Origin of the sequence: Streptomyces sp. NBC_00483, assembly GCF_036013745.1 — a bacterium.
Classification (GTDB): Bacteria; Actinomycetota; Actinomycetes; order Streptomycetales; family Streptomycetaceae; genus Streptomyces.
Window position 1 is genome coordinate 4,883,947 of the sequence record NZ_CP107880.1, and the last position, 25,636, is coordinate 4,909,582.

General features: G+C 69.7%; 17 protein-coding genes, 1 tRNA gene and 1 riboswitch. Of the genes, 12 read left to right on the top strand and 6 right to left on the bottom strand.

The genetic code is table 11. The features are described 5' to 3' along the window. Positions 1–32: 32 nt before the first annotated feature. The 4 genes from OHA73_RS21750 to OHA73_RS21765 all read left to right on the top strand — a co-directional run bounded on the left by OHA73_RS21750 (position 33) and on the right by OHA73_RS21765 (position 5,449). A complete protein-coding gene (locus OHA73_RS21750) occupies positions 33–1,427 on the top strand; it encodes an FG-GAP repeat protein (RefSeq protein WP_327655902.1) in 1,395 nt (464 codons plus the stop codon). A 116-nt stretch (positions 1,428–1,543) separates the two neighbouring features. Continuing rightward, complete coding sequence (locus tag OHA73_RS21755; protein ID WP_327655903.1) at positions 1,544–2,767, top strand: FG-GAP repeat domain-containing protein; 1,224 nt, start codon at positions 1,544–1,546, stop codon at positions 2,765–2,767. A 173-nt stretch (positions 2,768–2,940) separates the two neighbouring features. After that, positions 2,941–4,422, top strand: coding sequence for an FG-GAP repeat protein (locus OHA73_RS21760; protein ID WP_327655904.1), 1,482 nt, complete (start codon positions 2,941–2,943; stop codon positions 4,420–4,422). 160 nt (positions 4,423–4,582) lie between these two features. Next, entirely contained in the window at positions 4,583–5,449 is an 867-nt protein-coding gene (locus OHA73_RS21765; RefSeq protein WP_327655905.1) for a Yip1 family protein, read from the top strand. A gap of 78 nt (positions 5,450–5,527) precedes the next feature. Here the strand turns inward: OHA73_RS21765 and OHA73_RS21770 are convergent, their stop codons facing one another. Beyond that, complete coding sequence (locus OHA73_RS21770; RefSeq protein ID WP_266711733.1) at positions 5,528–6,034, bottom strand: phosphoribosyltransferase; 507 nt, start codon at positions 6,032–6,034, stop codon at positions 5,528–5,530. 11 nt (positions 6,035–6,045) lie between these two features. Further along, positions 6,046–6,621, bottom strand: coding sequence for a dCTP deaminase (dcd, locus tag OHA73_RS21775; protein ID WP_267069955.1), 576 nt, complete (start codon positions 6,619–6,621; stop codon positions 6,046–6,048). Between the two features lie 509 nt (positions 6,622–7,130). On the opposite strand from dcd, the gene OHA73_RS21780 reads away from it, so the two are divergent. Next, positions 7,131–7,204: transfer RNA gene (locus tag OHA73_RS21780), tRNA-Gly, on the top strand. A 234-nt stretch (positions 7,205–7,438) separates the two neighbouring features. Here the strand turns inward: OHA73_RS21780 and OHA73_RS21785 are convergent. Next, entirely contained in the window at positions 7,439–12,487 is a 5,049-nt protein-coding gene (locus OHA73_RS21785; protein WP_327655906.1) for a DUF5979 domain-containing protein, read from the bottom strand. Positions 12,488–12,685: 198 nt separating this feature from the next. Continuing rightward, positions 12,686–13,681, bottom strand: a complete 996-nt coding sequence (locus OHA73_RS21790; RefSeq protein WP_266711739.1) for a chitinase — start codon at positions 13,679–13,681, stop codon at positions 12,686–12,688. Between the two features lie 272 nt (positions 13,682–13,953). Between OHA73_RS21790 and OHA73_RS21795 the strand changes: the two genes are divergently transcribed. Genes OHA73_RS21795 through OHA73_RS21805 form a run of 3 tightly spaced genes read left to right on the top strand, consistent with a single transcriptional unit; the run spans position 13,954 to position 17,631 of the window. Next, complete coding sequence (locus tag OHA73_RS21795) at positions 13,954–14,181, top strand: hypothetical protein (protein WP_327655907.1); 228 nt, start codon at positions 13,954–13,956, stop codon at positions 14,179–14,181. A gap of 19 nt (positions 14,182–14,200) precedes the next feature. After that, positions 14,201–16,522: a bifunctional polysaccharide deacetylase/glycosyltransferase family 2 protein gene (locus OHA73_RS21800; RefSeq protein ID WP_327655908.1), complete on the top strand. Its 2,322-nt coding sequence runs from the start codon at positions 14,201–14,203 to the stop codon at positions 16,520–16,522. Beyond that, positions 16,519–17,631, top strand: a complete 1,113-nt coding sequence (locus OHA73_RS21805; RefSeq protein WP_443063107.1) for an acyltransferase family protein — start codon at positions 16,519–16,521, stop codon at positions 17,629–17,631. The genes OHA73_RS21800 and OHA73_RS21805 overlap by 4 nt, the downstream gene beginning before the upstream one ends. 15 nt (positions 17,632–17,646) lie before the next feature. Here OHA73_RS21805 and OHA73_RS21810 read toward each other — a convergent pair whose 3' ends face one another. Continuing rightward, complete coding sequence (locus OHA73_RS21810) at positions 17,647–17,913, bottom strand: winged helix-turn-helix domain-containing protein (protein ID WP_327655909.1); 267 nt, start codon at positions 17,911–17,913, stop codon at positions 17,647–17,649. Between the two features lie 165 nt (positions 17,914–18,078). On the opposite strand from OHA73_RS21810, the gene OHA73_RS21815 reads away from it, so the two are divergent. The 4 genes from OHA73_RS21815 (at position 18,079) to OHA73_RS21830 (ending at position 21,570) form a co-directional block, all read left to right on the top strand. Then, positions 18,079–18,252 carry a hypothetical protein gene (locus tag OHA73_RS21815; protein WP_267069949.1) on the top strand — a complete coding sequence of 58 codons (174 nt, stop codon included), beginning with the start codon at positions 18,079–18,081 and terminating at the stop codon, positions 18,250–18,252. Beyond that, entirely contained in the window at positions 18,249–18,431 is a 183-nt protein-coding gene (locus OHA73_RS21820; protein ID WP_267069948.1) for a hypothetical protein, read from the top strand. Before OHA73_RS21815 ends, OHA73_RS21820 begins: the two co-directional genes overlap by 4 nt. Positions 18,432–18,459: 28 nt before the next feature. Then, positions 18,460–18,987, top strand: coding sequence for a Uma2 family endonuclease (locus tag OHA73_RS21825; RefSeq protein WP_267069947.1), 528 nt, complete (start codon positions 18,460–18,462; stop codon positions 18,985–18,987). 90 nt (positions 18,988–19,077) lie between these two features. Beyond that, the gene (locus tag OHA73_RS21830; protein ID WP_327655910.1) at positions 19,078–21,570 is read left to right on the top strand and encodes a polysaccharide lyase family 8 super-sandwich domain-containing protein; all 2,493 of its coding nucleotides are present in this window, start codon (positions 19,078–19,080) and stop codon (positions 21,568–21,570) included. Positions 21,571–21,595: 25 nt separating this feature from the next. Here the strand turns inward: OHA73_RS21830 and cobN are convergent, their stop codons facing one another. After that, the gene (gene cobN, locus OHA73_RS21835; protein ID WP_267069945.1) at positions 21,596–25,342 is read right to left on the bottom strand and encodes a cobaltochelatase subunit CobN; all 3,747 of its coding nucleotides are present in this window, start codon (positions 25,340–25,342) and stop codon (positions 21,596–21,598) included. 53 nt (positions 25,343–25,395) lie between these two features. After that, a riboswitch (cobalamin riboswitch) is annotated at positions 25,396–25,489 on the bottom strand. Positions 25,490–25,636: the final 147 nt, after the last annotated feature.

The window sequence follows — 25,636 nt, forward strand, 5'->3', positions numbered from 1 at the left end:
GAACAACTGCCCGACCCAACGCTGGAGTTGACGTGCGCCTCAAGAAAATCGCCATGGTCGCCGGGGTGGCCGCCCTGACCGCGGGCGGCCTCACCCTCCCCCTCGCGGGGACCGCCTCCGCGGCGAGCACGCTGAAGGACGACTTCAACGGCGACGGCTACCGTGACCTCGCCATCGGCACGCCGAAGGCCAACGCCGTGACGGTGACGTTCGGTTCGGCCTCCGGGGTGGGCAGCGCCAAGTCCGTGACCGTCACCCAGGAGACCTCCGGCGTGCCCGGGGCCACCGAGAAGGAGGACGAGTTCGGGGAGAACGTCACCAGCGGCGACGTCAACGGCGACGGGTACGCCGACCTGATCGTCGGCGCCCCCGGCGAGCGGGTCACCGACTGGGCGAGCGGCTCGCTGAACGTGGTGTGGGGCGGCGCGAACGGCTTCACCAAGGGCGCCACCGTCTACCACGCGCCCTCCGCCGACGACGAACGCTTCGGCGAGGGCGCCGTCTTCGTCGACCTCGACGGCGACGACCACGCGCAGCTCGCCGTCGTCAGCGCCAAGAAGTACTGGTGGTACTCGGACAGCAACGCCCCCGAGGACGCCTACGCGCCCGAGGTCGAGTTCGTGCCCGAGGGCGTGACGCTGGAGGGCCTCACCGCCGACCAGTTCCACGGCAAGGGCGTCGGGAAGACGTACACGTACGTCCTCTACGGCAAGAACGCCGACGGCAGCCCCTACACGGGGTGGGTCGACGGCGGTCCCGGCGACATCGGTTACCACTCCGGGCGGATCGACGGTCAGTTCGCAGGATCCACCACCGAGGCCGCCGCCTCCGGCGACGTGAACTGCGACGGCTACCCCGACCTCGTCACCGGCCAGGCCGCCGACAACTCGGTCTGGGTGTTCTCCGGCGGATCCACCATCTTCACCGACGAGATGGAGGGCATGCACAAGGTCACCCAGGACAGCGACGGCATCCCGGGCGCGACGGAGGCCGAGGACCGCTTCGGCGCCTCCGTCTCCGTCGGTGACGTGGACGGCGACGGCTGCGACGACGTCGCGGTCGGCGCGCCCGGCGAGACCGTCGACGGCGTGCGGGGCACCGGATCGGCCGTCGTCCTCAAGGGCTCCGCGCGCTACATCGGCGAGGGCCGCGCCTACCACCAGGAGACCAGCGGGGTGCCGGGCGTCGCCGAGACCGGCGACCACTTCGGCTCCACGGTCCGCCTCAAGGACATCAACGGGGGCGGCCGCGCGGACCTGTCCGTCGCCGCGTCCGGCGAGGACATCGGCTCGGCCGCGGACGCGGGCGCCGTCACGGTGCTGAAGGGCTCGTCGCCGTACCCGACGACGACGGGCGCGACCTCGTTCAACGGCGCGGACTTCGGCCTTCCCGGCGCGGGCATCGCGTTCGGCACGTCCCTGCGCTGACGTTCCCGTCCTTGCCCCTGCCATCATGTGGAAGTTGTGAACTCATGGGAGGGGCGGGGGCGTTGTTGATACCCGGGTACATACAAAGAGCCGGCGTACGAAGAGGCAGCGGGGCTGTGTTGTGCGCCGCACTGCTCGCCGCCGCGCTCACGGGGTGCGGCGGCCACGACGGCGGCGGCGCCCACCGCCCCGCGACCGTGGCGGGCAAGCAGCAGCGGAGCGCGCCGCTGCCGGTCCCGCGCGGCAAGGGCAGCAAGCTCCCGAGCGACTTCAACGGTGACGGCGCCCCCGACCTCGTCCTCGACGACCTCGCGCACGACGGGCTCGGCGACGACCCCGGCATCGGCGTCGTCTACGGGAGGAAGGGCCACGGACTCGTCGCCGGGACCCGGCAGTTGCTGACCCCGGCGAAGTACGCGGCCCGGATCAAGGGGCAGGCCCCGGCCACGTTCGCTTCGGAGGCGAGCTGCGACCTCGACCGGGACGGCTACGCCGACCTCGTGGTGTCGACGGACCCGCCGTACGACGGTCAGGGCATGCCGCCGGTACCGCTCCAGATCCTCTTCGGCTCGCCCACCGGGATCTCCGGCAAGGGCGTCACGCTGAAGATCCCCGCGCGGGCCAGGTTCGGCAACGAGTGGCCGGACCAGCCGGTGTGCGGGGACTTCGACGGCGACGGCAGGAACGACCTGGTCGTGCACGCCAGCGGGGGACGGCTCAGCGTGCTGCCGGGCCCCTTCACCCGCGCCGGCGCCCCGCGCGGCACCACCGGCATCGCGCAGGCCTCCGGGAACGTGCCGACGGGCCCCGCCGCCGACCTGAACGGCGACGGCACCGACGACGTCCTGGTCCGCGCCCACACCGGCACGGCACGCTCCGCCGTCGCCCTCGGCGGCCCGAACGGCTTCACCAAGGGCGCCACGTACCCGGCGGGCACGGACGCGGTCTTCGGCCGCTTCGGGGCGGCGGTCCTCGACGAGGCCGGCCTCAAGCTGTACGCGCCCGGGGGCCGGGCCACCCGCACGGTCCGGGTCACCGGCGACCGGCTCGCCGCGGCGGACCTGAACGGCGACGGCCGCGACGAACTGGCCGTGTCGGACGCCTCGGACGGCGTCCACCTCATCGGTTCGGGCAAGCCCCGCAGGGCCCCGGCGAAGGGCCACGTGATCGCGGTCGCGGACTACGACGGGGACGGCCGCGACGACCTCGCCCTGCAACACACCAAGGGCACCACGGGCGCCACGGACACGGTGACCGTGCTGACCGGAAACCGCACCGCCGCCACGCTCGTATCGGGCACCCCACAGCTCACGTTCTCCACCACAGAGTTCAGCAACTAGCTTCTGTCCAGCAGAAACTCAGTCGCCACGTACAACCCTCCCGCCCCACCAACGGTCTCCTGTTAGCCGACCGCAAGGTCACAGCCGGGGTAATTCCCGGCCAACGACCCGCGAACGGCACCCCGTTGACGGGACGCCCGCCAGGCGTCCCCCTTGCCGCAGGAGCCAACCGAATGGCCAAGCACAGACGTAACCCCGCCCCGTCCCCGGCCCGCCTCCGGCTCGCCATGGCCACCGCCACGGCGGCCGCCCTGACCGGCGGGATCTTCGTCGCCACGGCGGGGACCGCGACCGCGGCCACCCCCGGCGTCGCCGCCTCCGACGCCGACTTCAACGGCGACGGCATGGCCGACGTCGCCACGTCCGCGCCGCTCGCGTACGTGGGCGGGCACTCCGGCGCCGGACAGGTCAGCGTCCTGTACGGCGGCGGCAAGCACACCACCATCAGCCAGAACTCCACCGGCGTGCCCGGCACGGCCGAGACGAACGACGCGTTCGGCTCCGCCACCGCCTACGGCGACTTCAACAGCGACGGCTTCGACGACCTGGTCGTCGGCGCCCCCGGCGAGGACGTCGGCACCGACAAGGACGGCGGCACCGCGGCCATCCTGTGGGGCTCCGCGAACGGTCTGTCCGGCGGCAAGAGCGGCAAGACGCTCACCGACCCGCGCCCCTCGAAGCACGACGCCTTCGGCGCCCGCCTGACGGCCGGCGACTACTTCGGCGCCGGCACGGACGACATCATCGTGGCCACACCGAACTCGTCCACCATGGACCGGATCGCGATGGGCGGCGACCAGAGCTGGTCCACCCTGAGCGCACCCGTGCAGAGCGGCTCCGACGGCGTCGGCGTCCACAACCTGCACACCGGCGACGTCAACGGCGACGGCCTGGACGACTTGCTCGTCAACGGGTACGAGGCCGACTCCGACATGGGCTGGAACGCCAACTACTACCTGCCGGGCGGCAGCGGCTTCAGAACCGGCGCCGACGCCGTCAAGCTGCCCGCCGGCGTGATCACGGACGTCGGTGACGTCGACAGCGACGGCTACGGCGACGTCGTCATCGGCCTGGAGTGGGACACCGACTCCGGCGTCCCCGGCGCCCAGCTGGGCGGCGCCGTCAAGATCGCCCACGGCTCCGCGAACGGCCCGGTCGCCTCCGCGATCCAGACCATCGACCAGGACACCTCCGGCGTCCCCGGCGGCGGTGAGACCGGCGACGACTTCGGCGGCGAGCTCGACCTCGGCGACATCAACGGCGACGGCCACCTCGACCTCGTCGTCGGCTCCGTCGGCGAGAACCTGGGCGGCGTCGCGGACGCCGGCGCGATCACCGTCCTGTACGGCGCGGCCGACGGCTCCGGCATCACCGGCGCGGGCGCCGAGCTCTACAGCCAGAACACCCCGGGCGTCCCCAACTCCGATGAGAAGGACGACAACTTCGGCTCCGACGTCCACATCGACGACCTCAACGACGACGGCCGCGGCGACGTGATCGTGGGCGCCCTGGGCGAGAACGGCGGCAACGGCGCGGTCTACGCCCTGAACTCCCAGGCCGACGGCACCCTTTCCGGCTCCGCCGGCACCTACGTCTCGACACTCGGCATCTCCGGCTCCGGCACCCCGCTGCTCGGCGCCAACTTCGCCGACTGACGCACCCTGCCTGCGCGGCGCCCCTAGGGCCTGACCCAAACGACAGGCCCTAAGGGTCCCCGTCGGGGGTCCCCTACGGGATGTCACAGCTCAGCCGCAATGCCGGGCCCGAACCCCGGGCCCGGCATTCCGTTCACGGAAACCAGGTACGTTCGAGTACGTGGCTGGATTCAGGAACGGACGCGGCCGGGACAACCGCGAAGCGCCGCAGGGGCACCCTCCGTACGGGCCCCCTCAGCAGCAGCAACACGGGTACGGGCAACAGCAACAGCAGCAACAACGGCAGCAGTGGCCGCAGCCGAACGGCGGGCACGGCGAGCCGGAGTACTTCGGCGATCCGAACGCGCCCCGTACCCACGACCCGTACGCGGCGAACAACCCCGGTCACACCCAGGCGTTCTCGGTGAACCCCGGCGACGACCCGTACGCGTACGGCCAGGGCTCCACCTACCAGGCGGGCGCGGCCGCCCCGGCCGGACCGGTCGGCCCCCGCCTGCACTGGAAGCCGCTGCTGTCCGGGATCATCCTGCGCCCCGCGCCGACGTATCTCCAGATGCGCGACTACGCGATGTGGGGCCCGGCCCTGCTCGTCACGTTCCTCTACGGGCTCCTGGCGATCTTCGGCTTCGACGGCGCCCGCGAGGACGTCATCAACGCCACGATGTCCTCGGCGATCCCCTACGTCCTGACGACCGGCATCGCGATCACGCTCAGCTTCTTCGTGCTCGGCGTGGTCACCCACACGCTGGCCCGCCAGCTCGGCGGCGAGGGCGCGTGGCAGCCCACGGTCGGCCTGTCCATGCTGATCGCCTCCCTCACCGACACCCCGCGCCTGCTCTTCGGCATGTTCCTCGGCGGCGACGCGATGTTCGTCCAGCTCATCGGCTGGGCGACCTGGGTCGCGGCGGGCGCCCTGCTGACCACGATGGTCTCCAAGTCCCACGACCTCCCCTGGCCGAAGGCGCTCGCGGCGTCGGCGATCCAACTGATCGCACTGCTCTCGATCATCAAGCTCGGCACGTTCTAGACGTCCCCGGCCAGCGCCTTCCGGCACACGAAATGAGGGGCCCCGTGGGGCCCCTCATTTCGTACATCCGACGCACGCTCAGGCGTCGAGAACCTGCCCGTCCCGCTTCACGACGGGCGGTTCAACACTCCACGGGAAGTTAATCCACTCATCGGTCCGCTTCCACACGTACTCGCACTTCACGAGCGAGTGGGACTTCTCATAGACGACGGCCGAGCGGACCTCGGCCACGGTGTCGAGGCAGAAGTCGTGCACGAGCTTCAGCGTCTTGCCGGTGTCCGCGACGTCGTCGGTGATCAGCACCTTCTTGTCGCTGAAGTCGATCGCGTTCGGCACGGGCGCGAGCATGACCGGCATCTCGAGCGTGGTCCCGACGCCCGTGTAGAACTCCACGTTCACCAGGTGGATGTTCTTCACGTCCAGCGCGTACCCGAGCCCGCCGGCGACGAAGACGCCGCCGCGCGCGATGCTGAGGATGATGTCGGGCTGGTACCCGTCGTCGGCGACGGTCTGCGCGAGCTCGCGCATGGCGACACCGAACTTCTCGTACGTAAGGTTCTCGCGCACGGGCGCCACATCACTCATGTTGCTGCTGCTCACACCTGGGTCCGATGGAAATTGAGGAAGGAACGGGAGGCGGTCGGCCCGCGCTGTCCCTGGTAACGCGAACCGTAGCGCTCGCTGCCGTACGGGAACTCGGCGGGTGACGACAGCCGGAACATGCACAGCTGGCCGATCTTCATGCCCGGCCACAGCTTGATGGGCAGCGTCGCGAGGTTCGACAGCTCAAGGGTCACGTGACCGCTGAAGCCCGGGTCGATGAACCCGGCCGTCGAGTGCGTGACGAGCCCGAGCCGCCCGAGCGAGCTCTTGCCCTCCAGCCGCGAGGCGAGGTCCTCGGGCAGGGAGATGACCTCGTACGTCGACGCGAGCACGAACTCACCGGGGTGCAGGATGAAGGGCTCGTCACCCTCCGGCACCACCATCCGCGTCAGCTCCGCCTGCTCGACGCTCGGGTCGATGTGCGGGTACTTGTGGTTCTCGAACACCCTGAAGTAGCGGTCGAGCCGCACATCGATGCTCGACGGCTGCACCATGGATTCGTCGTAAGGATCGATCCGGACCCGGCCGGCGTCGATCTCGGCCCGGATGTCCTTGTCTGAGAGAAGCACGTAGCGAGGATACGCAGTGGGCGCGGGCCCGCCACAATCGGCGGGGCCCGCGCCCACTGTCACTGGTGCCGCTTACCGCTCGTCCGGTCCCACAGGAACGGCGTGCCGAAGTCGCGCGCACCGCGGACACCGAATCAGCCGGCTTGGACCGAGACGGTCCGCCTGCTGCATCGGGAACGAAGCGGTGCTGAACACGTGCCCTTCGGCACATCGGACGACGGTGCGATCCATCGAGTCCATCAAGTCCCGGAGTCCCTTCCCCACGGAGCCATTGGGCCAGTTTCCTGACCGACGACGAAAAGCAACATTACGGGATGAAAGGGACGCCAATCCAGGCGGCACCCCGCGGTGAATCGTCCTCGGCCGGAATCCCCACCGTACGCTTCAACTCCCTTCACCCGCAGTCACTTCCACCCCGCACAACGCAGCCGGGCCCCGGGGCTTCAGCGCCCGGGGCCCGGCATGGGGTACAGTGTCGCCAGTACGGATCGCCTCAACGGCCGTACCGCGCGGGTGTAGTTTAATGGTAGAACATAAGCTTCCCAAGCTTAGAGCGCGAGTTCGATTCTCGTCACCCGCTCCACAGCCAAGGCCCAGGTCATCGACCCGGGCCTTTTTGCTGTGCGGACTCGCTCAGTCGTCGCGTGCCACATGGGTGCCAGAAGCCGTGGATCTACGAGCCTGTTCCGGGCCGCAAGGTCCTCACGGCCCGAGCCCCCGAAGTCCCCGCCGCGGTCGGCCACTTCCACACATGAACAGACGGTGGCCCCCGGCGAGTTCGTATCGCCGGGGGCCACCGTCCTGTTACCGCCGAGGATCAGCCGCGGCCCCTGCGGGACATCGCGCGGATCGTGAGGCCGGCCGCGAGGGCGAGGACGGTGAGCAGGGCGCCCAGGATCGTCCAGTCGCGGAAGCCGGTGTCGGCGAGGTGGCCGCCGCCGTCGTGGCCGCCGGTGCCTCCGCCGTTGGTGCCGCCGGACTCCGGGAAGGTGTTGGTGACGTCGACCGTGGCCGCGTCGTTCACCTGGACCGTGCCGTCGGAGCCGTCGTCGGAGGCCTCGTACGTCACCGTGTCACCGGTGGGCACGTTCGTCTCCTGCACCGTGCAGGTCGAGCCCTCCGGGACGCTGATCGTGCGGTCCTCGCCGTCCTTCAGCTCGAAGGAGCTGTCGTCCGAGGACAGGGCCACGTCGCCCTGGTCGGTCGTGCAGGCGAGCGAGAAGTCGTACGGGCCGGCTCCTCCGTTGACCACGTGCTTGCTGACGGTCAGGTCGGCCGCCGGGAAGGTGTTCGTGACCTTGATGGCTGCCTGCTCGTCGGAGTCGCCCGCCGTGATCACCGTCGGGTTGTCGGCGGATCCGTGGTCGACGGTCGCCTTGGCGGCGCCCCCGGTGTCCACCTCCTCCGCCCAGCAACGGGTGTTCACCGGCAGCGGCTTGATGGTGACGGGCTCACCGTTCTTCACCTCGAACGTCTTGTGCAGGATGCGGTCGCTCGGTTCGCCCGAGGCGTTCGGAAGGGTGCAGGAGACGTCGACGCCGTAGGTGCGGCCGTCGTCGGCGTAGCCCGCCGCGTCGCCGTCGATCGCCTTGTTCAGGGTCAGCGCACCGAACTCGTACGTGTTGGTGATCCGGGCGAACTGCGGGGTCTCCGTGCCGATGTTCGGCTTGATGGTGACCTCTACCGGGTTGTCCTTGGTGTGGTCGGACGCGCCGCCTCTGGCCGAGGTCTCCCAGATCTTGCACTCGGCGCCCGCCGGGATCCCCTTGACGTTGACCGGCTTGTCGGCGGAGACCCGGTAGTCCTCGTCGAGGACCACCCGCGGCAGTCTGCCCTGGGGGTGGATGGTGCAGGTGACGTGGTACGGGTACGGGATCCTGCGCAGCAGGTCCGTCGCCGCGTCGGGGTGCTTGCCGAGCCGCTTGACGAGCCTCAACTCACCGTAGGAGAGGGCGACCCCGACCTTGATCGGCTCATTGGCCTGGAGCACCCGCGGGGAGCCGGCGCGGTCGGTGGTCTCGTTGTGGGCGTAGGAGTTCCACGCGATGGTCGGGTCGCCGTTGTGGGCGACGTCGAGCGGGGTGTTCATCGCGTACGTGATGTCGACGGTGCCGCCGGGCTCCAGCGGCTGCGGGAACTTCAGGTCCATGTCGGCGCCGCGCGCCTTGCTGCTGTAGGCGTCGTCCCACGTGGTGGACGGGCACTGGTCCGCGCTCGAACCGGCGCCGCCCATGTCCAGGTCGTCGGTGCACAGCGGCTCGTCGTTCTCGTACTTGGTGGTCATCTCGCCGGGGCTGTCGCCGTCGAGCTGCGGCTCGGAGGCGAGCGTGGGCCGCTTGTCCCAGGCGGTGGCGCGGTCCTGGTCGAGGATGACGCCCTCGTCACCGGCGACCGGGAACCGGTCGATGACGCGCATGTTCGTGCCGTCCTCGGTGCCGGCGTTCCGCAGGCGCATCAAGTAGTGGTACTGGTCACCGGGGTTGACCAGGGCGACGCACGGGTTGGCGGTGTACTTGCGGCCGGTGGAGTCGGTCGTCATCAGGCAGGAGTCGTCGCCCACGTCGACGGTCTTGTTGGTCTTGGTGTTGTACCAGCCGAGGGAGTCGTTGCCCGAGACCCACTTGCGGGCGGTGAACGCGGCGCCGGTCTTGGCCGTCAGCTTCGCGTCGTCGACGCAGTACAGGCCGGAGCCGAACATGGCGCCGTTCTCCTCCGCCTCGCTCGCGTCCTCGCAGGCCAGGTCCGGGTCGGACGAGGTGGCACCCATGGTGTTGGTGACGGACTCGTCGGCGCGGATGCCGGCTTCCAGCTTCACGTGGATCTCGATGGTGAAGCTGCCGCCGGGCGGGAAGTTCCACGCCTTGCCGTCGTCGTCCTTGGAGAAGTCCCAGGTGAGCCCGGAGGTCCGGTCGCCGTCGGTGGTCTGCGAGAAGACGGGCGTCGGGATGGCGACGGTGCCGTCCGGCTCCTTCTTGTCGATGATCTTGTACGGCTCGCCGTTGTCACCCGCGAAGGTGTCGTCGAACGCGATGCCCTCGGGGAGGTCGTCCTTGACGACGAGGTTCGGGACGTTCGCCGTACCGGTGTTGGTGACCTTCAGATAGAAGGGGGCGTCCTCGCCGGGGGAGAGAACGGTGTCCGGGGTCTTGTCGACGTCGAGCTTGGGGTCGCCCTTGACCAGGTCGAGGGTGGCGTTGACCGGGTCGATGTCCCGGGGCTTGTCCTCGTCCTCGACCTTGGTGAGGAACTGGCCGCTGGCCGTGTCCTCCAGGTGGCTGGGGACCGGGCCGCCGCTGCTGCGCAGGGTGGGGCGCGGGCTGACGTCGAGGGTGAGGATGCCGGAGCAGGTGTTGTCGGCGCACTCCGGCTTGATCACGTAGCCGTCGTTGCTGGTGCTCGTCGAGGAGTACGTGGCGCGGATGCCGGTGACGTCGGCGGCGTTGACGCCGGACGGCAGGGCGGCGTCGGCGGACGGGGTGCCGTTGACCCACTCCCCGTTCACGTACGCGTCGATCTGTACGCGGTTGGCGCCGGCCGGCATCTGGTTCGACTTGATGGACACGAGGTCGACGGCGTCGAAGAAGTCGTCGTCCTGGTCGATGATCTTCAGGTACTTGGCCGACATGTTGCCGGTGTTGCGGACGGTGAGCGTCATGTCCGCGTGCTGGCGGGGCAGTCCGGCGACGTACTCGGGGAGCTGGCCGGGCGCGATGGTCTTGTTCAGGGAGGCGCCGTCGGCGGCGGGCCCGGTCTCCATGGACTTGCAGTCGCTGCCGTCGACGTCACCGCCCTGGCTGTCCTTCGCCGTGACGGAGAAGCAGTTCTGGAACGTCTCGCCGTTCTCGACACCCTCGCGGCGCTCGCCGGTGACCTTGATGGTGACGCTGTCGCCCGGCGCCATCTTGCCGTCGTAGACCCCGCGCACGCCGGTGGCCCGCGCGAGCACGGCCGGGTCCACACCGTCGTAGTCGACCCACTCCTCTTCCTGCGGGTCCCACACCTGAATGGTCACCGGTGCGTCGGACGGCGAGACGGAGACGGACGTGATCTCCAACTTGTCGAAGGGGCTTTCGCTGCCGGGCTTGCCGTCCGCGTCGGCGGACGGGTCGGTGATGACCACATCGCTCAGCGGCAGGTTGCCGGTGTTCGTGAACTTCAGGTCCATGTCGATGGGCTGACCCGGCGGCACGTCCGTCTGGCTGACGGTCTTGACGCCGTCGCCGGCGCCGGACGGGTCCTCGACGATGAGGTTCTGGCAGGCGCTGCCGGAGGCGGTGCCGCTGCCGTCGCTGCGGCCGGCGTCGCCCTTGGTGCCCGCGCAGTTGCTGACGCCGTCGGCCACGTCTCCCGCGTCGACGTCGTCGGTCAGGGTGCCGTGCAGGTCGAGCCCCGCGTCGGCGCCCTCCGCGATGGACGGATTGCCGTCCGCGTCGACGCCGGTGTAGGTGACCTCGACCTTCTTGACCTGCTTGCAGTCCGCGGGGACGTCGTAGGTCGCGTTCTCCGTGTAGGTCTCTTCGCGGGTGGTCCCGTCCTCGCAGGTGACGGTGAGCTTCGCCTCGGTCGCGCCCTCGGGGAAGCGCAGCCGCACCTTGTCGACGTCGAGCTTGTCGAACTCGCTGGTCGCGTTCGCGTCCGGCTCGGTGATCGTCATCGACTTCACCTTGAACGGCGACTTGTTCGTGACGTCGACCCCGGTGCTGACCGGCGAGTTCTCGCCGATGACCGCGTGCTCGTTGGAACCGTGGGAGAAGTCGCCGTTGGTGTCGGCGTAGTACTTCTTCGTCGAGTCGAGGACCAGGATGTCCGGCAGGATGTCGTACGTGTCGCAGGCCTGGTCGCCGTCGACGTCGCCGTCCGTGGTCTCCTTCGCGGACGGGGTCGCGCAGTTGTTGACCGTGATCTTGTCGGTGGGCTTCAGGTCCGAGCCGTCCGAGCGCTTGGTGTCCCGCAGCTTCATGCCGACATCGACGCTGCCGCCGTTCTCGTCGTACGGCAGCGGGTCGCCGTTGCTGTTGGTGAAGACGACTTCAAAGCCGACCACGTCACCCGGTTCCACCCCGTCCGGCAGCGGAAGCTTGCCGGGAGAGGTGATGTCGTCGCCGGTGTGCGTCTGCCCGTCGGCCGTGGTGACCACCAGGTGTGCCTGGTCGGCGCCCTTGGGGAACGCGGTGACGGTGGCCCCGGTGAAGTCGAAGTACTCGAACGTCTCCTCGGTGTCGTCGGACACCGACAGCTCGGTGACCTCGGCCGAGGACGAGGAGTTGTTGCGCACGTTCAGCTTGATCGTGGACTCTTCGCCGCTCATCGCGACCGCCGAGCCGTCCTCCCACTCCTTGGTCGTCACCGGCTTGACCACGCGCGGGATGTTGATGGTGATGTCGGAGTCGGAGGTCTTCGGGTCCGCGTTGTCGGCGTCGGCCTGCGCGGTGTTGGTGATGGTGGTGCCGTCCTCCAACTCCGTGTCGGCCGGCACCCGCATCCCGATCTCCACCGAGCCCGCCTGGCCCGCGCGCAGGCCGGTCTCGCCCTCGGGATTCTGCAGCGGCTGCTTGTAGACGATCGTCAGCTGCCGCGTCGCCTCGTCGTAGGTGACGTCGCGGGTGCTGTTCGACTGCGGGAGGTCGGTCACCTCCAGGCCCTCCGGCAGGGTGTCGGTGACCGTGAAGTTCACGCAGTCCACGTCCAGGCCGGAGCACTGGCCGTTGAGGGTGTAGATGAACTCGTCGCCGGGCTCCAGCGGCCCGTCGGCGTCGTTGGTCTTCGTGATGCCGACCGCGCTCATCGGGTCGTCGGCGGCCGCGAGCGGAGCGGTCAATGCCTGGGAGCCGAACAACAGGCTGAGCACCGCGGCCAGCACGACCATCGCTCGTAGTCGCGTTGGCCTGCCTCTTGGCACAAACCGGTTCCGCATGCGCATCACGTCAACTCCCGGGCCGAAAACTTGGGCGTGATCGCGACGGTAGGAGGTGATGACTTATCTGACTGTTACGGCATGCCGGTGGATTGACGGCCTATCAGTTAATTCGCCCGTTCGGCGGCACGGGAGGCGCCGCGAGGGCGCTCAGCCGGACAGCGCCCTCCCGTACGCCCCCTCGCTCTGCCGCACCCCGCTGCAATTGGTGGCCGCGTCGTCCGTGTCCGTGCCGGACTCGCACGGCACATCGCGGAACGTCGCCCACGTCGAGACCCACGCGATGCCCTTCTTCTCGGCGAAGGACCGCAGCTGTGCCGCGTCCGCGAGGGTGAAGGTCTCGCCGTCGATGTCGTTCGCGCCGAGCATCGAGGTGAGTGCCATGCCGCGCCAGGCCTTCGCGTCGGAGAGGCCGAAGACCTTCTTCAGCTGGGTGTGGGTGGCGCGGGCCGAGGTGCGGGCGTAGTCGCTCATGTCGCCCTGGTAGGACTCGCCGTAGTTCATGGTCATGACGTTGACCGTGGAGACCTGGACGGACTGGTTGTTGGCGGCTTCGAGGAGGTCGACGCTGTCCTCGTCCAGGCCGGACGGCATCACGGGGAGCGTGAAGGTGACGTCCACGTCGCGCTGTTTCTGCAACAGGGCTATCGCCTTGGCGCGCTTGGTGTTCGCTGCGGAGTCCTTGAGGGTGTCGCCCTCGATGTCGAAGTCGACGTGGGTGGCGTCGCCCGCCGCGTCCAGCGCCTTGGCGTAGGCGGCGGCCAGGTCGGACGCGGTGTCGCAGGTGGTGGCGAGCTCGTTGCCGTCGGCGCCGCCGAAGGAGACGCGGAGTGTGGCGCCGGAGGCGGCGAGTTTCTTGAGGCGGGAGGCGACCCCGGCGTCGGCGATTTTCGTGTGGCCACCCCAACTCGGCGTGCAGCTGGAGCTGTTGGATACGACGAAAGCGAGGTTGTACGCGTCCGGGGAGCCGGCCGAGTCGGTGGCGTAGGCCGTGGAGGCGCTGACGTACGGGGCGTACCCGGTGGCGGCGGAGGAGTCGGCCTTGGACCGGGTGTCGGAACTGGTGTCGGACGACGTGGCGCAGCCCGCGCACGCGAGCACGGCCAGGCCCAGCATTCCGGCGGCGGACTTCAGCGGAATCGGCATACGGAGAACCTCGCACCCGAAACTGTGTCAGCCGGCCGTTTTCACTCAAGAATTGCACAGGAGAACCGGGGCAGAACGGCCGATAATCCCCCACCCGCCCAGGCCGCTGACAGCCTTCGCCGCATTTCAGGGCGGGCTGACAAGCAGCGCTCAGCATGGGCCACAAAAGGCTGCATACTCTGCGCGGAATGCGCTCCGATGCCGTTCTCGAAACCCCTGCCGCAGGTCGCGGCCGCCGCCGTAAACCCCGCAGTGCCCCTGGCGAGGGCCCCGTGTTCGTCGACTCCTCCGGCCGCAGAGCCCGACTGCTGCGCCGCCTGGGGATCGCCGTGTGCGTGGGCTGCGCGGGCTACGTGGTGTTGCTGGTTCTCGCGTTCATGGGCGTGGGCATTCCGCTGACTTCCTCGGACCTGCTGCCCTTCGGCGACGCCCGGCAGGCGCCCCCTTCCGCTCCCGCCAACGGCGCGCCCGGTACTCCCGGCGCTCTCGGCGCCAACTGAGCGGAGGACGAGCCCAGTTATGTCCCAAGAGACGAAGCTGCCCACGCCGCGCGGCGGACGCCGGCACGCCAATCCGAGCCGTATCGCCCGCATGGGCCGCCGCGCCGCGACGCTCCAACGCCCGCGCACACTCCTCGCGTTGCTGCTCCTGCTGGCCCTGAGCTGCGCGCTGCTGCTCGACGGCTACGTGCGCGGCGAGGTGTTCAACGACAAGCGGGTCCGGGACGGGGCCGCGTACGACCAGGTGTCGGACTCCGCCCTGGAGTCCGGCCCGATCTGGACGTCCCGCAACGGGAAGGTCCAGGACGAGTCCGTACCGAAGAAGACCATCGTGCTCACCTTCGACGACGGCCCGAACCCCCAGTACACGTCGAAGGTCCTCGACATCCTCGACGACAACGACGTGCCCGGCACGTTCTTCCTCGTCGGCTCGATGGCCGCGCGCTACCCGGACCTCGTGAAGCAGACGGTCGACCAGGGCAATGAGGTCGGCATCCACTCGTTCTCGCACGTGGACCTCTCGTACCAGTCGTACGCGCGCCTGAAGCGGGAGCTGAAGCAGACGCAGCTGGCGATCGCGGGTGCGGCGGGCGTCACCACGACACTGTTCCGGGCGCCGTACTCCTCGGAGACCGACGCCATCGACAACTACAGCCTGGGCGTCTACAAGAAGGTCGCGAAGCTCGGCTACACCAGCGTGTTCATCGACACCGACAGCGACGACTGGAAGCAGCCGGGCGTCAAGAGCATCATCGACACGGCCACGCCGAAGTCCGGCAAGGGTGCCTCGGTGCTCTTCCACGACGCGGGCGGCGACCGGGACCAGACGCTGAAGGCGCTGCCGCAGTACATCAAGAAGATGAAGGCCAAGGGCTACACCTTCACCACGGTGAGCGGCGCCCAGGCGATGAACCAGAAGGCCAAGGCCAAGACGGCAGCGAAGGCAGGGGCACAGACCGGGGCCCAAGCCGGTCGGCCGCACGCGCTGCCCGGCGCCCGTGAGCAGGATCTCGATCCCACCTCCACGGCCGCCGAGCAGGCCTCCCTCCACGAGGCCACCGGCTCCACGCTCTACGTCGGCAAGTCCCTCATCGTGGCCACCGCCATCGCCGAGTGGACGATGCCGGTGCTCTCCGTGTTCCTGGCCGTCGTCGGCGTCGCCGTCATGGCCAGATTCGCGCTCATGCTGCTCGTGGCCCGCCGCCACTACCGGCAGCGCAACCACCCTTCCTTCTCCTGGGGGCCGCCCGCCACCCGCCCGGTGAGCGTGATCGTGCCCGCGTACAACGAGAAGGAGTGCATAGCGAACACGGTGAACTCGCTGATGTCCGGCACGCATCCGCTCGAGGTCATCGTCGTCGACGACGGTTCGTCGGACGGCACCGCGGAGATCGTCGAGTCCCTCGGCCACCCGAACGTGCGCGTCGTCCGGCAGGAGAACGCGGGCAAGTCGTCCGCCCTCAACAACGGTGTACGGCACGCCCGTTACGACATCGTCGTGATGATGGACGGCGACACGGTCTTCGAGCCGGACACCGTCGCCAAGCTCGTGCAGCCCTTCGCCGACCCCGAGGTGGGCGCCGTCTCCGGCAACGCCAAGGTCGGCAACCGCAGGACGCTGATCGGCGCCTGGCAGCACATCGAGTACGTGATGGGCTTCAACCTGGACCGCCGCATGTACGACACGCTGCGCTGCATGCCCACCATCCCGGGCGCCATCGGCGCGTTCCGCCGGGACGCGGTGCTCGACGCGGGCGGCATGAGCGAGGACACCCTCGCAGAGGACACCGACATCACCATCGCCATGCACCGGGCGGGCTGGCGCGTGGTCTACGAGGAGCACGCGCGGGCGTGGACGGAAGCGCCGGGCTCGTTCAAGCAGCTGTGGAGCCAGCGCTACCGCTGGTCGTACGGCACGATGCAGGCGCTCTGGAAGCATCGCAAGTCCCTTACGGACAAGGGGCCTTCGGGGCGCTTCGGGCGGGTCGGCATGCCGCTCGTCGTGCTCTTCCAGATCGTCACGCCGGTCTTCGCGCCGCTCATCGACGTGTTCACCGTCTACTCGATGATTTTCGTGGACTTCAAGGCGTCGCTGTTGGCGTGGCTGGCCGTGCTCGGGGTTCAACTCGCCTGCGCCGCCTACGCGTTCAGGCTCGACAAGGAGAAGTACCGGTATCTGCTGATGCTGCCGCTGCAACAACTCGCGTACCGGCAGATGATGTATCTCGTCCTGATCCACTCCTGCGTCACCGCCCTCACGGGCGGCCGGCTGCGCTGGCAGAAGCTCAAGCGCACGGGCGAGGTCGGGACGCCGACGGCCGGTACGGGGGCGGGTCGGTGATCGAGGACGCTCCGACGCGGGAGCTGCGGGCGGTGGGCGTGCCGCCGGTTCCCGTACGCGATTCGGCTCCCGTACGTGTCCCGGCTCCCGCGCCTTCCGCGCATCCGGCGGGGCGCGACCGGTACTTCGACGCGCTGCGGGCCGTCGCGCTGGTCCGGGTCGTCGCGTACCACTGCTTCGGCTGGGCCTGGGCGGGGCTCGTGTTTCCGTCCATGGGCGTGATGTTCGCGCTGGCCGGATCGCTGATGGCCCGGTCCCTGCAACGGCCCGCGCTGTCCGTCATCCGCAGCCGGATGCGGCGGCTGCTCGTGCCGTTCTGGGCGTGGGGCGCGGTCGTCGTCGCGGCGATGCTGGTCCATGGCTGGATGCCGGGCTGGCGGATCGTCTACTGGGTGGTCCCCATCGGTGATCCGCCGGGCAACGCCTGGGGTGAGCAGGCCTGGGAGATCCTCTGGTACCTGCGCTGCTACCTGTGGTTCGTGCTGCTGTCCCCGCTGCTGCTGCGGGTCTTCCGGTGGGCGCCGGTGCCGGTGCTGCTGCTGTCGCTCGTTCCGATCGCGCTGTTCGACACCGGAGATGCCACCGACTTCTGCATCTTCGTCTTCTGCTGGCTGCTCGGATTCGCCCACCGGGACGGGTTGTTGGAGCGGTGGAAGGGGTCGGTCGTCGTCGTGCTCTCCGGCGCCGCGCTCGCGTTCGGGCTCTGGTACGCGCTCAGCCACCAGGGCGAGTACGGGACGTACGACCTGGACGACGTGCCGCTCGCGCAGGCGTTCTGGTCGGCCGGGTTCGTCACGCTTCTCTTCTACGCGAAGGCGCGGTGGCGTATCGACTTCGCGTGGCTGGCGCGGTGGCGGAGGCTCGACCGCGTCGTCACCGTGTTCAACGCGCGTGCCGTCACGATCTACCTCTGGCACGAGATCGCGCTGATCCTCGCGGTGCCGCTGGTCGACACGTTCTGGAACGTTCCGGCGTTCGAGAGGTGGCTGCCGCTGGAGAGCCAGTGGTTTTTGTTCGGCATCGGGTGGGTGCTGATCGCGGTGGCGGTGCCGATGTGGGGCTGGGTCGAGGACGTCGCGGCGAAACGCTCGCCGCGCCTGTTGCCGTGAGCCCTGAGGCCCCTGCTATTCGGCGGGGGCCTCTTCCGTCGGCAGCTCGCGGACCACGAAGGTGCCGCGGGCGTGGACGGTGACCACGAGGCCCTTGTCGCGCAGGATCGACAGGGCGCGGCGCACCGTAATGGTGCCCGCGCCGAAGTCGTGCGCCATGGTCATCTCGCCAGGCAGGCGCATCCCCGGCGTGTAGGTGCCACTGCGGATGCGTCGCTCGATGATGTTGGCGAGCTGCACGTAGTGGTAGTCGAGGCCCTCGGGGTCAATCTTGTCGCTCACGAAGGCGACCGTAATGGGTCGACCACGGTCATGCACTATCAGTATCGGTCAGTAGCGGTCAGCCGCTTCTTATCGCGTCAAGAAGCTTCTAGCTTCAGCAATGGAAGACCCCCGCGACGCTGGAACGTCCGGGGGCACGGCCAACGCTTACTAGGAGCGCTGACGATGACCGACCTTATCCGCCTCGCCCTCACCTGGGTGCTGCATCTCGTACTTCCAGGGACCGGCCGGCACCGCGCCGGAAACCCCTACCCCCTCGCGCGGAGGCGCCTCGCCCTCGTGCTCGCCGCCGATTGCGGGATCGATCTCGACCGACACGTACGAGGAGCAGTCGCATGAACGACAACCCCCACCGCCCCGTCCGCATGTGCGTGTGGTGCGAGGTGATGACGCACGAACCCGTGCTCGTCGCCGAGGTGCACCAGGGCACGGGCCCCGGCTTCAACGTGTACGCGTGCCCGCAGTGTGCCGAGTGGACTCAGCCGCACGAAGTCGACCTTCCGAGGCGGCTACCGTGAGGGACGGAACGCGAACCGTGGAGGCGGCATGCCGGCAAGCAATGCAGAACGGTCGGGCCCGCTGGAACACCAGCAGTTCGCCGTGCGAATGCGCAACGCGCTTGAGGCCGACGCCCGCCGTGCCACGCGGGACGAGTTGCAGGTCGAAGTGGAGACCACCGTCTTCTTCAAGCCCGACAAGTCCAGCTTCCTCACCCCCGACTTCCTGGTCCGCCGCGGCCTGCCCGGAGCCGACGCCTTCGCCGACGACACCGTCCTGGTCGGCGAGGTGGTCTCCGGCCCGTACAACCACAAGCGCAGGCTGTGGAAGACGGACCGCTACGCGGAGGCAGGCATCCCCTGGTACTGGGAGGTCGAGCTCGACTCCGGCCGGACGTGGGACGTCACGTCGGTGCGGGCGTACGTACTGGCCCCCATCATCCAGGCCGGGCTCGCCGTGAAATCGCTGCATCCCACGGCGTACGTCCCCGTCGGCGAATGGGAGCCCGGCGGCCTCGGCATCGAGTTCCCCGAGCCCTTCGCCATGAGCATCGGCTGGGAGGACCTCGCGTTCTGAGCCGACGGCTCTTGTCGGGGATCACCCCGTCTGCTTGACTCCGGCGCGCGCGTGCCGATCGTGGGCGAACGACGGAGGGACGGACGACCGATGGAGATCACCCGTAGACGTCTGCTGAGTGTCATCGCCGCGAGCGGGGTGCTTGCCGCCGTGCCCACCCAGTGGGCGAGCGCGGCTCAACTCCCGGACGGGGCCGCGCGGTTGCTCGCCAATGCGACCGAGATGTTCGCGGGCACCACCGAGTCCAACGCGCGCAAGGAGACGGCCGACAAGCTCGCCGCGATCGAGAAGACCGCCCGCACGAACCTCGCGGCGATGGACGCGGCGTCAGGCGACGGTGAGCTGTTCAAGGGCGTGCCGCTCGGCAGCAGCGACCCGAACCTCAACACCACGTACCAGCGGGTGTACGAGATCGCGCTCGCGACCCGCACCCCGGGCATCTCCCCTGATCTGTACGGGAGTTCAGCCGTGCGCGGCCGGGTCGTCGACGCACTGACGTGGCTGCACGAGGAGTACTACGGCGACCAGTCGACCGGCTATTACGGCAACTGGTTCACCTGGGAGATAGGCGTCTCGCAGCACGTCAGCCGGACGCTGGTGCTGCTGGGCGACGCGGCGTCCGCCGAGCTGACCACCACGTACATCGCCTCCATGGACGCGTATCTGCGCAGCGGCAAGAACGGCGACGTCGACCTCGACTCGCGCTTCCACACCGGCGCCAACCTCGCCGACATCACCACCAACCGCATCCTCCAGGGTGCCCTCACCGGCGACGAGGCCCGCATCCGCAAGGCCCTCACCGACCAGCTGACGGTCTTCGCGACGATCGACCCGTACGACCTCCAGCACGGCGTCACGGACGGCCACTACGCCGACGGCTCCTTCATCCAGCACTCCTCCGTCGCGTACACGGGCTCGTACGGAAAGGGCCTGCTCACGCGCGTCATCCAGACGCTGAAGCTGCTCGACGGGACCGGGTTCGCGTACGGCGACGAGCTGATCCCCACGGTGCAGAAGTGGGTGCGCGACGGGTTCGCGCCGCTGATCTTCGAGGGCTGGATGATGGAGGCGGTGAAGGGGCGGGCCGTGTCGCGGACGGCCAGCGGGTACACCGACTCCGCCGTCGTCGTCGAGGCCGTCGTCGACCTCGCGTCCCTGTCGACGGGCGACGCGGCGACCGCGCTCAAGTCGTACGTGAAGCACATCCGCGGCACGTCGAAGGCGTCGCTCGACCCGGCGACGTTCGTCTCGCCGCTCAGCATCGTCCGGTACGCCGACATCCTCGCGGACTCCTCCGTCCCGGCCGCCGACCTCAACCCGCCCGCCCGCTCCGTCGCCTTCAACGCCATGGACCGCACGGTGCACCGCCGCCCCGGCTACGCGTTCACGCTCTCCCGCAGCTCGCGCCGGATCAGCAAGTACGAGTACATGAGCGGCGAGAACCTGCTGCCCTGGTTCCAGGGCGACGGCGCCCACTATCTGTACCTGGCGGGCCAGGACCAGACCCAGTCTTTCGGCGTCGACTACTTCACCACCGTCTCGCCGTACGGACTCGCGGGCGTGACGGCACCCGTCGAACACCGGGGATCCGTACCGGAGTTGTACGGAGGGAAGCTCTTTTACGACAACCCTTCCCATCCCCTGAACTTCACCGCGTCGTCCGAGTCGCAGAACAAGTACGTGTACTTCCCTACGGCCACGCAGGCGTACTCGGGCGGGGCCGTGCTCGACGACACGTACGGAGCCGTCGGGTGGGTCGCGTCGGACGACGTGCCGTGGCGGGACAAGCGGGCGGGACTGCTGCCCGAGGACTTCGTGGCGTACCGGAGCGCGCGGGCCACCAAGTCGTGGTTCCTGCTCGACGACGAGATCGTGGTGCTCGCGGCCGGGGTCGGGGACGCTCCCGGCGGCGGGCGAGCGGTGACGACGACCGTCGACGCGCGCGTGGCCCCGGCCGGTGACGCGGTGACCGTGGCCGAGGGCGACGGCTGGGTGCGCTGGGCGGACGGGACGCAGGGCGCGGCGGTGGGATACGTACGCCTTGCGGGGCCGAAGGCGAAGGCGCGGCTCGACACGGTGACGCGCAGCCGACGCGTCGTACGGACCACGAACCCGGACACGGCGGTGACCCGGCAGGTGTTCTCGCTGACGGTCGAGCAGGCGGCCGGGGCGAAACCGGTCTCCTTCGCGTACACGCTGCTGCCGAACGCGTCCGAGTCCGCGGTACGGGCGTACAAGGGTGCGCGCGTGCTCACGAACACCTCACGGATGCAGGCCGTGGCCCACGACGGGCTCGGGCTCACGGGGGCGAACACCTTCACGTCCGGCGCCCACCACACGGCGGGACTCGACGTCGAGGGCCCGGCGTCCGTCCTCGTGCGGCGCCGAGGCGGCAAGGTCACGGTGGCGGTGTCCGACCCGACGACCGAACGCGACACGGTGACGCTGGTGCTGCGCGGTCACCGCCTGCGCAAGGCCGACGGCGACGACGCGGTGCGCGTCACCGCCGTGCCGGGCGGAACCCGGCTCGACGTCGACACGCACCACGCGTACGGACGGAGCTTCGGTGTGACTCTCCGCTGACGCTGAAGCGGTAAGGCGGTGAGGCCTACTCGTCCGCCTCCAGGTCGCCCTCCGTCTCCAGGTACACCTGGCGGAGGGCCTCCAGCGTCTGCGGGTCCGGCTTCTCCCACATGCCGCGCGACTCGGCTTCGAGCAGCCGCTCCGCGATGCCGTGCAGGGCCCACGGGTTGTTCTCGCTGAGGAACTGGCGGTTCGTCTCGTCGAGGACGTACGTCTCGGTCAACTTGTCGTACATCCAGTCGGCGATGACGCCGGTCGTGGCGTCGTAGCCGAACAAGTAGTCCACCGTCGCGGCGAGTTCGAAGGCACCCTTGTAACCGTGGCGGCGCATCGCCTCGATCCACTTGGGGTTCACGACACGGGCCCGGAAGACGCGGGACGTCTCCTCGACGAGCGTGCGGGTCTTGACCGTCTCGGGACGGGTGGAGTCGCCGATGTACGCCTCGGGGGCGGACCCGCGCAGCGCGCGCACGGTGGCGACCATGCCGCCGTGGTACTGGAAGTAGTCGTCCGAGTCGGCGATGTCGTGCTCGCGGGTGTCGGTGTTCTTCGCCGCGACCGCGATCCGCTTGTAGGCCGTCTCCATCTCCGTACGGGCGGAGCGTCCCTCCAGGCCGCGGCCGTACGCGTATCCGCCCCACACCGTGTAGACCTCGGCGAGGTCGGCGTCCGTGCGCCAGTCCTTGGAGTCGATGAGCTGGAGCAGACCGGCGCCGTACGTCCCCGGGCGGGAGCCGAAGATCCGGGTCGTCGCGCGCCGCTCGTCGCCGTGCTCGGCCAGGTCGGCCTGGGTGTGGGCCCGCACGTAGTTGATCTCGGCCGGTTCGTCGAGCGACGCGGCGAGGCGCACCGCGTCGTCCAGGAGGCCGATGGTGTGCGGGAACGCGTCGCGGAAGAAGCCGGAGATCCGGAGGGTGACGTCGATGCGGGGGCGGTTCAGCTCCTCGTACGGGATCGGCTCCAGGCCGGTGACGCGGCGCGAGGCGTCGTCCCAGACCGGGCGGATGCCGAGGAGGGCGAGGGCCTCCGCGATGTCGTCGCCGGCGGTGCGCATGGCACTCGTGCCCCAGAGGGAGAGGCCCACGGAGGTGGGGTACTCGCCGTTGTCGTCCTTGTACCGGGTGAGCAGGCTCTCGGCGAGGGCCTGACCCGTCTCCCAGGCGAGGCGGCTCGGGACGGCCTTCGGGTCGACGGAGTAGAAGTTCCGCCCGGTCGGCAGCACGTTGACGAGCCCGCGGAGCGGTGAGCCGGAGGGCCCGGCGGGCACGAAGCGGCCTTCCAGGGCGCGGATGGCGTTGTCCAGCTCGTCGGTGGTTGCGCTCAGCCGAGGCACGACCTCGCGAGCCGCGAAGTCGAGGATGGCGGCAACACCATCCAGCCCCGCCGGCGTTTGAGGCGCGGGGTCCGGGGCGGAGCCCCGATCTTCCAGCCCCGCCGGCGTTTGAGGCGCGGGGTCCGGGGCAGAGCCCCGAGGCGTGAGCCCGGACGACGCCAGCGCCTGCGGCACCGCTTCCGGGTCCCAATCCGCCGCCTCCATCGCCTCGACCAACGTCCGCGCCAGCGCCTCCGCCTCGTCGGCAGACGTAAGGGTCGCCGCGGATTCATCCAGGCCGAGCGCCTCCCGCAACCCCGGAAGGGCTTGGTTGCCGCCCCAGATCTGACGCGCACGCAGAATCGCCAGGACCAGGTTGACCCGGCCCGCCCCGGAGGGCGCCGCGCCGAGGACGTGCAGACCGTCGCGGATCTGGACGTCCTTGATCTCGCAGAGCCAGCCGTCGAGATGCATGATGAAGTCGTCGAAGCCCTCGTCCTCGGGCCGGTTCTCGATCCCCAGGTCGTGGTCGAGCTTCGCGGCCTGGATGAGGGTCCAGATCTGGGCCCGGATCGCCGGCAGTTTCGCCGGGTCCATGGACGCGATCTGGGCGTGCTCGTCGAGGAGTTGCTCAAGCCGGGCGATGTCGCCGTAGGAGTCCGCACGCGCCATCGGCGGCACCAGGTGGTCGATGAGCGTGGCGTGCACACGGCGCTTGGCCTGCGTGCCCTCGCCCGGGTCGTTCACGAGGAACGGGTAGATCAGCGGCAGATCGCCGAGCGCCGCGTCCGGCCCGCACGCCGCCGAAAGCCCCGCGTTCTTGCCCGGCAGCCACTCCAGGTTGCCGTGCTTGCCGAGGTGGATCATCGCGTCCGCGCCGAAACCGCCGTCGCCGGACGATGCCGCGATCCAGCGGTACGCCGCCAAGTAGTGGTGGGACGGCGGGAGATCGGGGTCGTGGTAGATCGCGATCGGGTTCTCGCCGAAGCCGCGCGGCGGCTGGATGAGGATGAGGAGATTGCCGCGACGCAGGGCCGCGAGGACGATGTCGCCCTCCGGATTGCGCGACCGGTCCACGAACATCTCGCCGGGCGGCGGCCCCCAGTGCCGCTCGACGCTCTCCCGCAGCTCCTGCGGCAGCGTCGCGTACCAGCGCTTGTAGTCGGCGGCCGGGATGCGGACCGGGTTCTTCGCGAGCTGCTCCTCGGTGAGCCACTCCTGGTCGTGGCCGCCCGCGTCGATGAGCGCGCGGATCAGCTCGTCGCCGTCGCCGGAGGCGAGACCGGGGATCTCGGCCCGGTCCCCGAAGTCGTAGCCCTCGTCGAGGAGCCTGCGCAGCAGCGAGACCGCGGACGCCGGGGTGTCGAGGCCCACCGCGTTGCCGATGCGCGAGTGCTTCGTCGGGTACGCGGACAGGACGAGCGCGAGCTTCTTGTCCGCCGCCGGGATGTGCCGAAGTCGCGCGTGGCGTACGGCGATCCCGGCGACGCGGGCCGCGCGCTCGGGGTCGGCGACGTACGCCGGGAGCCCGTCCTCGTCGATCTCCTTGAAGGAGAACGGGACGGTGATGAGGCGGCCGTCGAACTCCGGCACCGCGATCTGGCTCGCGGCGTCCAGCGGCGAGACACCCTCGTCGTTCTCCTCCCAGTCGGCCCGGGAGGAGGTCAGGCACAGGGCCTGGAGGATCGGGACGTCGAGCTGCGTGAGCGCGCCCGCGTCCCACGACTCGTCGTCGCCACCGGCGCTCGCCTGCGCCGGGCGGGTGCCGCCCGCGGCGAGGACCGTCGTGACGATCGCGTCGACCGGGCGCAGGGCGTCGATCAGCTCCGGCTCGGGGGCGCGCAGCGACGCGACGTACAGCGGGAGGGGCCGGGCGCCCGCGCGCTCGATCTCGTCGCAGAGGCCGTGCACGAACGCCGTGTTGCCGCTCATGTGGTGGGCGCGGTAGTAGAGCACGGCGACCGTGGGGGCGTCGTCGTGCTGCGTGTCGTCGTGCTGCGTGGAGGGCTCGCGGTCCAGCGGGCCCCAGGCCGGCGCGGCGACCGGCGGCTCGAAGCCGTGGCCGGTCAGCAGCACCGTGTCCGAGAGGAAGCGGGCCAGGTGGTCCAGGTTCTCCGGGCCGCCGTGCGCCAGGTACTTGTGGGCCTCGGCCGCGATGCCGACCGGCACCGTGGACGTCGCCATCAGCTGGGCGTCGGGGGCCTGTTCACCGGTGAGGACGACCAGCGGGATCCCGGCGGCGGTCAGCCGGTCGATGCCGTCCTGCCAGGCGCGGACGCCGCCGAGGAGGCGTACGACCACCAGGTCCACGCCGTCGAGGAGACCCGGCAGGTCCGTCTCCACGTCGATGCGGGAGGGGTTGTCGAAGCGGTACGTGACCGGGGCGTCGGCGGCGTTGGCCGCACGGGCGCTGAGCAGGTCGGTGTCCGACGTCGACAGGAGCAGGAGCTGCTGGGGCATGCGTCGTCTGGCCTTCCTCGGGGTGTCCGCGCCCCGGGTGGTCGTGTGTAAGGGAGTTCCTGGCTCGCTCTCCGTGTGGAGAGTTCACAGTGGCGGGACCGCGCCGGAATCACACCGGGCTTCCTCCCCTGTCGCCGTCGCCGGCGATGGCCGACCGGGTCCGGTCAGCCACCGAGCATCGTACGGTGCCGGGCGACGACCTGGTACGGGGTGGTGGAAAGAGCCCATAGGTATGCTCCCCGGCATGTCCCCCTCCCCCATATCCGTCCCGCCCCCTGAGCCGGGTGCAGCCTC

Coding starts and splice junctions, on each gene's coding strand:
- OHA73_RS21785 (WP_327655906.1), bottom strand. CDS start 12,487: ATGGTCGTGCTGGCCGCGGTGCTCAGCCTGTTGTTCGGCTCCCAGGCA.
- OHA73_RS21800 (WP_327655908.1), top strand. CDS start 14,201: ATGTCCCAAGAGACGAAGCTGCCCACGCCGCGCGGCGGACGCCGGCAC.
- OHA73_RS21815 (WP_267069949.1), top strand. CDS start 18,079: ATGACCGACCTTATCCGCCTCGCCCTCACCTGGGTGCTGCATCTCGTA.
- OHA73_RS21760 (WP_327655904.1), top strand. CDS start 2,941: ATGGCCAAGCACAGACGTAACCCCGCCCCGTCCCCGGCCCGCCTCCGG.
- OHA73_RS21790 (WP_266711739.1), bottom strand. CDS start 13,681: ATGCCGATTCCGCTGAAGTCCGCCGCCGGAATGCTGGGCCTGGCCGTG.
- OHA73_RS21830 (WP_327655910.1), top strand. CDS start 19,078: ATGGAGATCACCCGTAGACGTCTGCTGAGTGTCATCGCCGCGAGCGGG.
- cobN (WP_267069945.1), bottom strand. CDS start 25,342: ATGCCCCAGCAGCTCCTGCTCCTGTCGACGTCGGACACCGACCTGCTC.
- OHA73_RS21820 (WP_267069948.1), top strand. CDS start 18,249: ATGAACGACAACCCCCACCGCCCCGTCCGCATGTGCGTGTGGTGCGAG.
- OHA73_RS21770 (WP_266711733.1), bottom strand. CDS start 6,034: ATGAGTGATGTGGCGCCCGTGCGCGAGAACCTTACGTACGAGAAGTTC.
- OHA73_RS21825 (WP_267069947.1), top strand. CDS start 18,460: ATGCCGGCAAGCAATGCAGAACGGTCGGGCCCGCTGGAACACCAGCAG.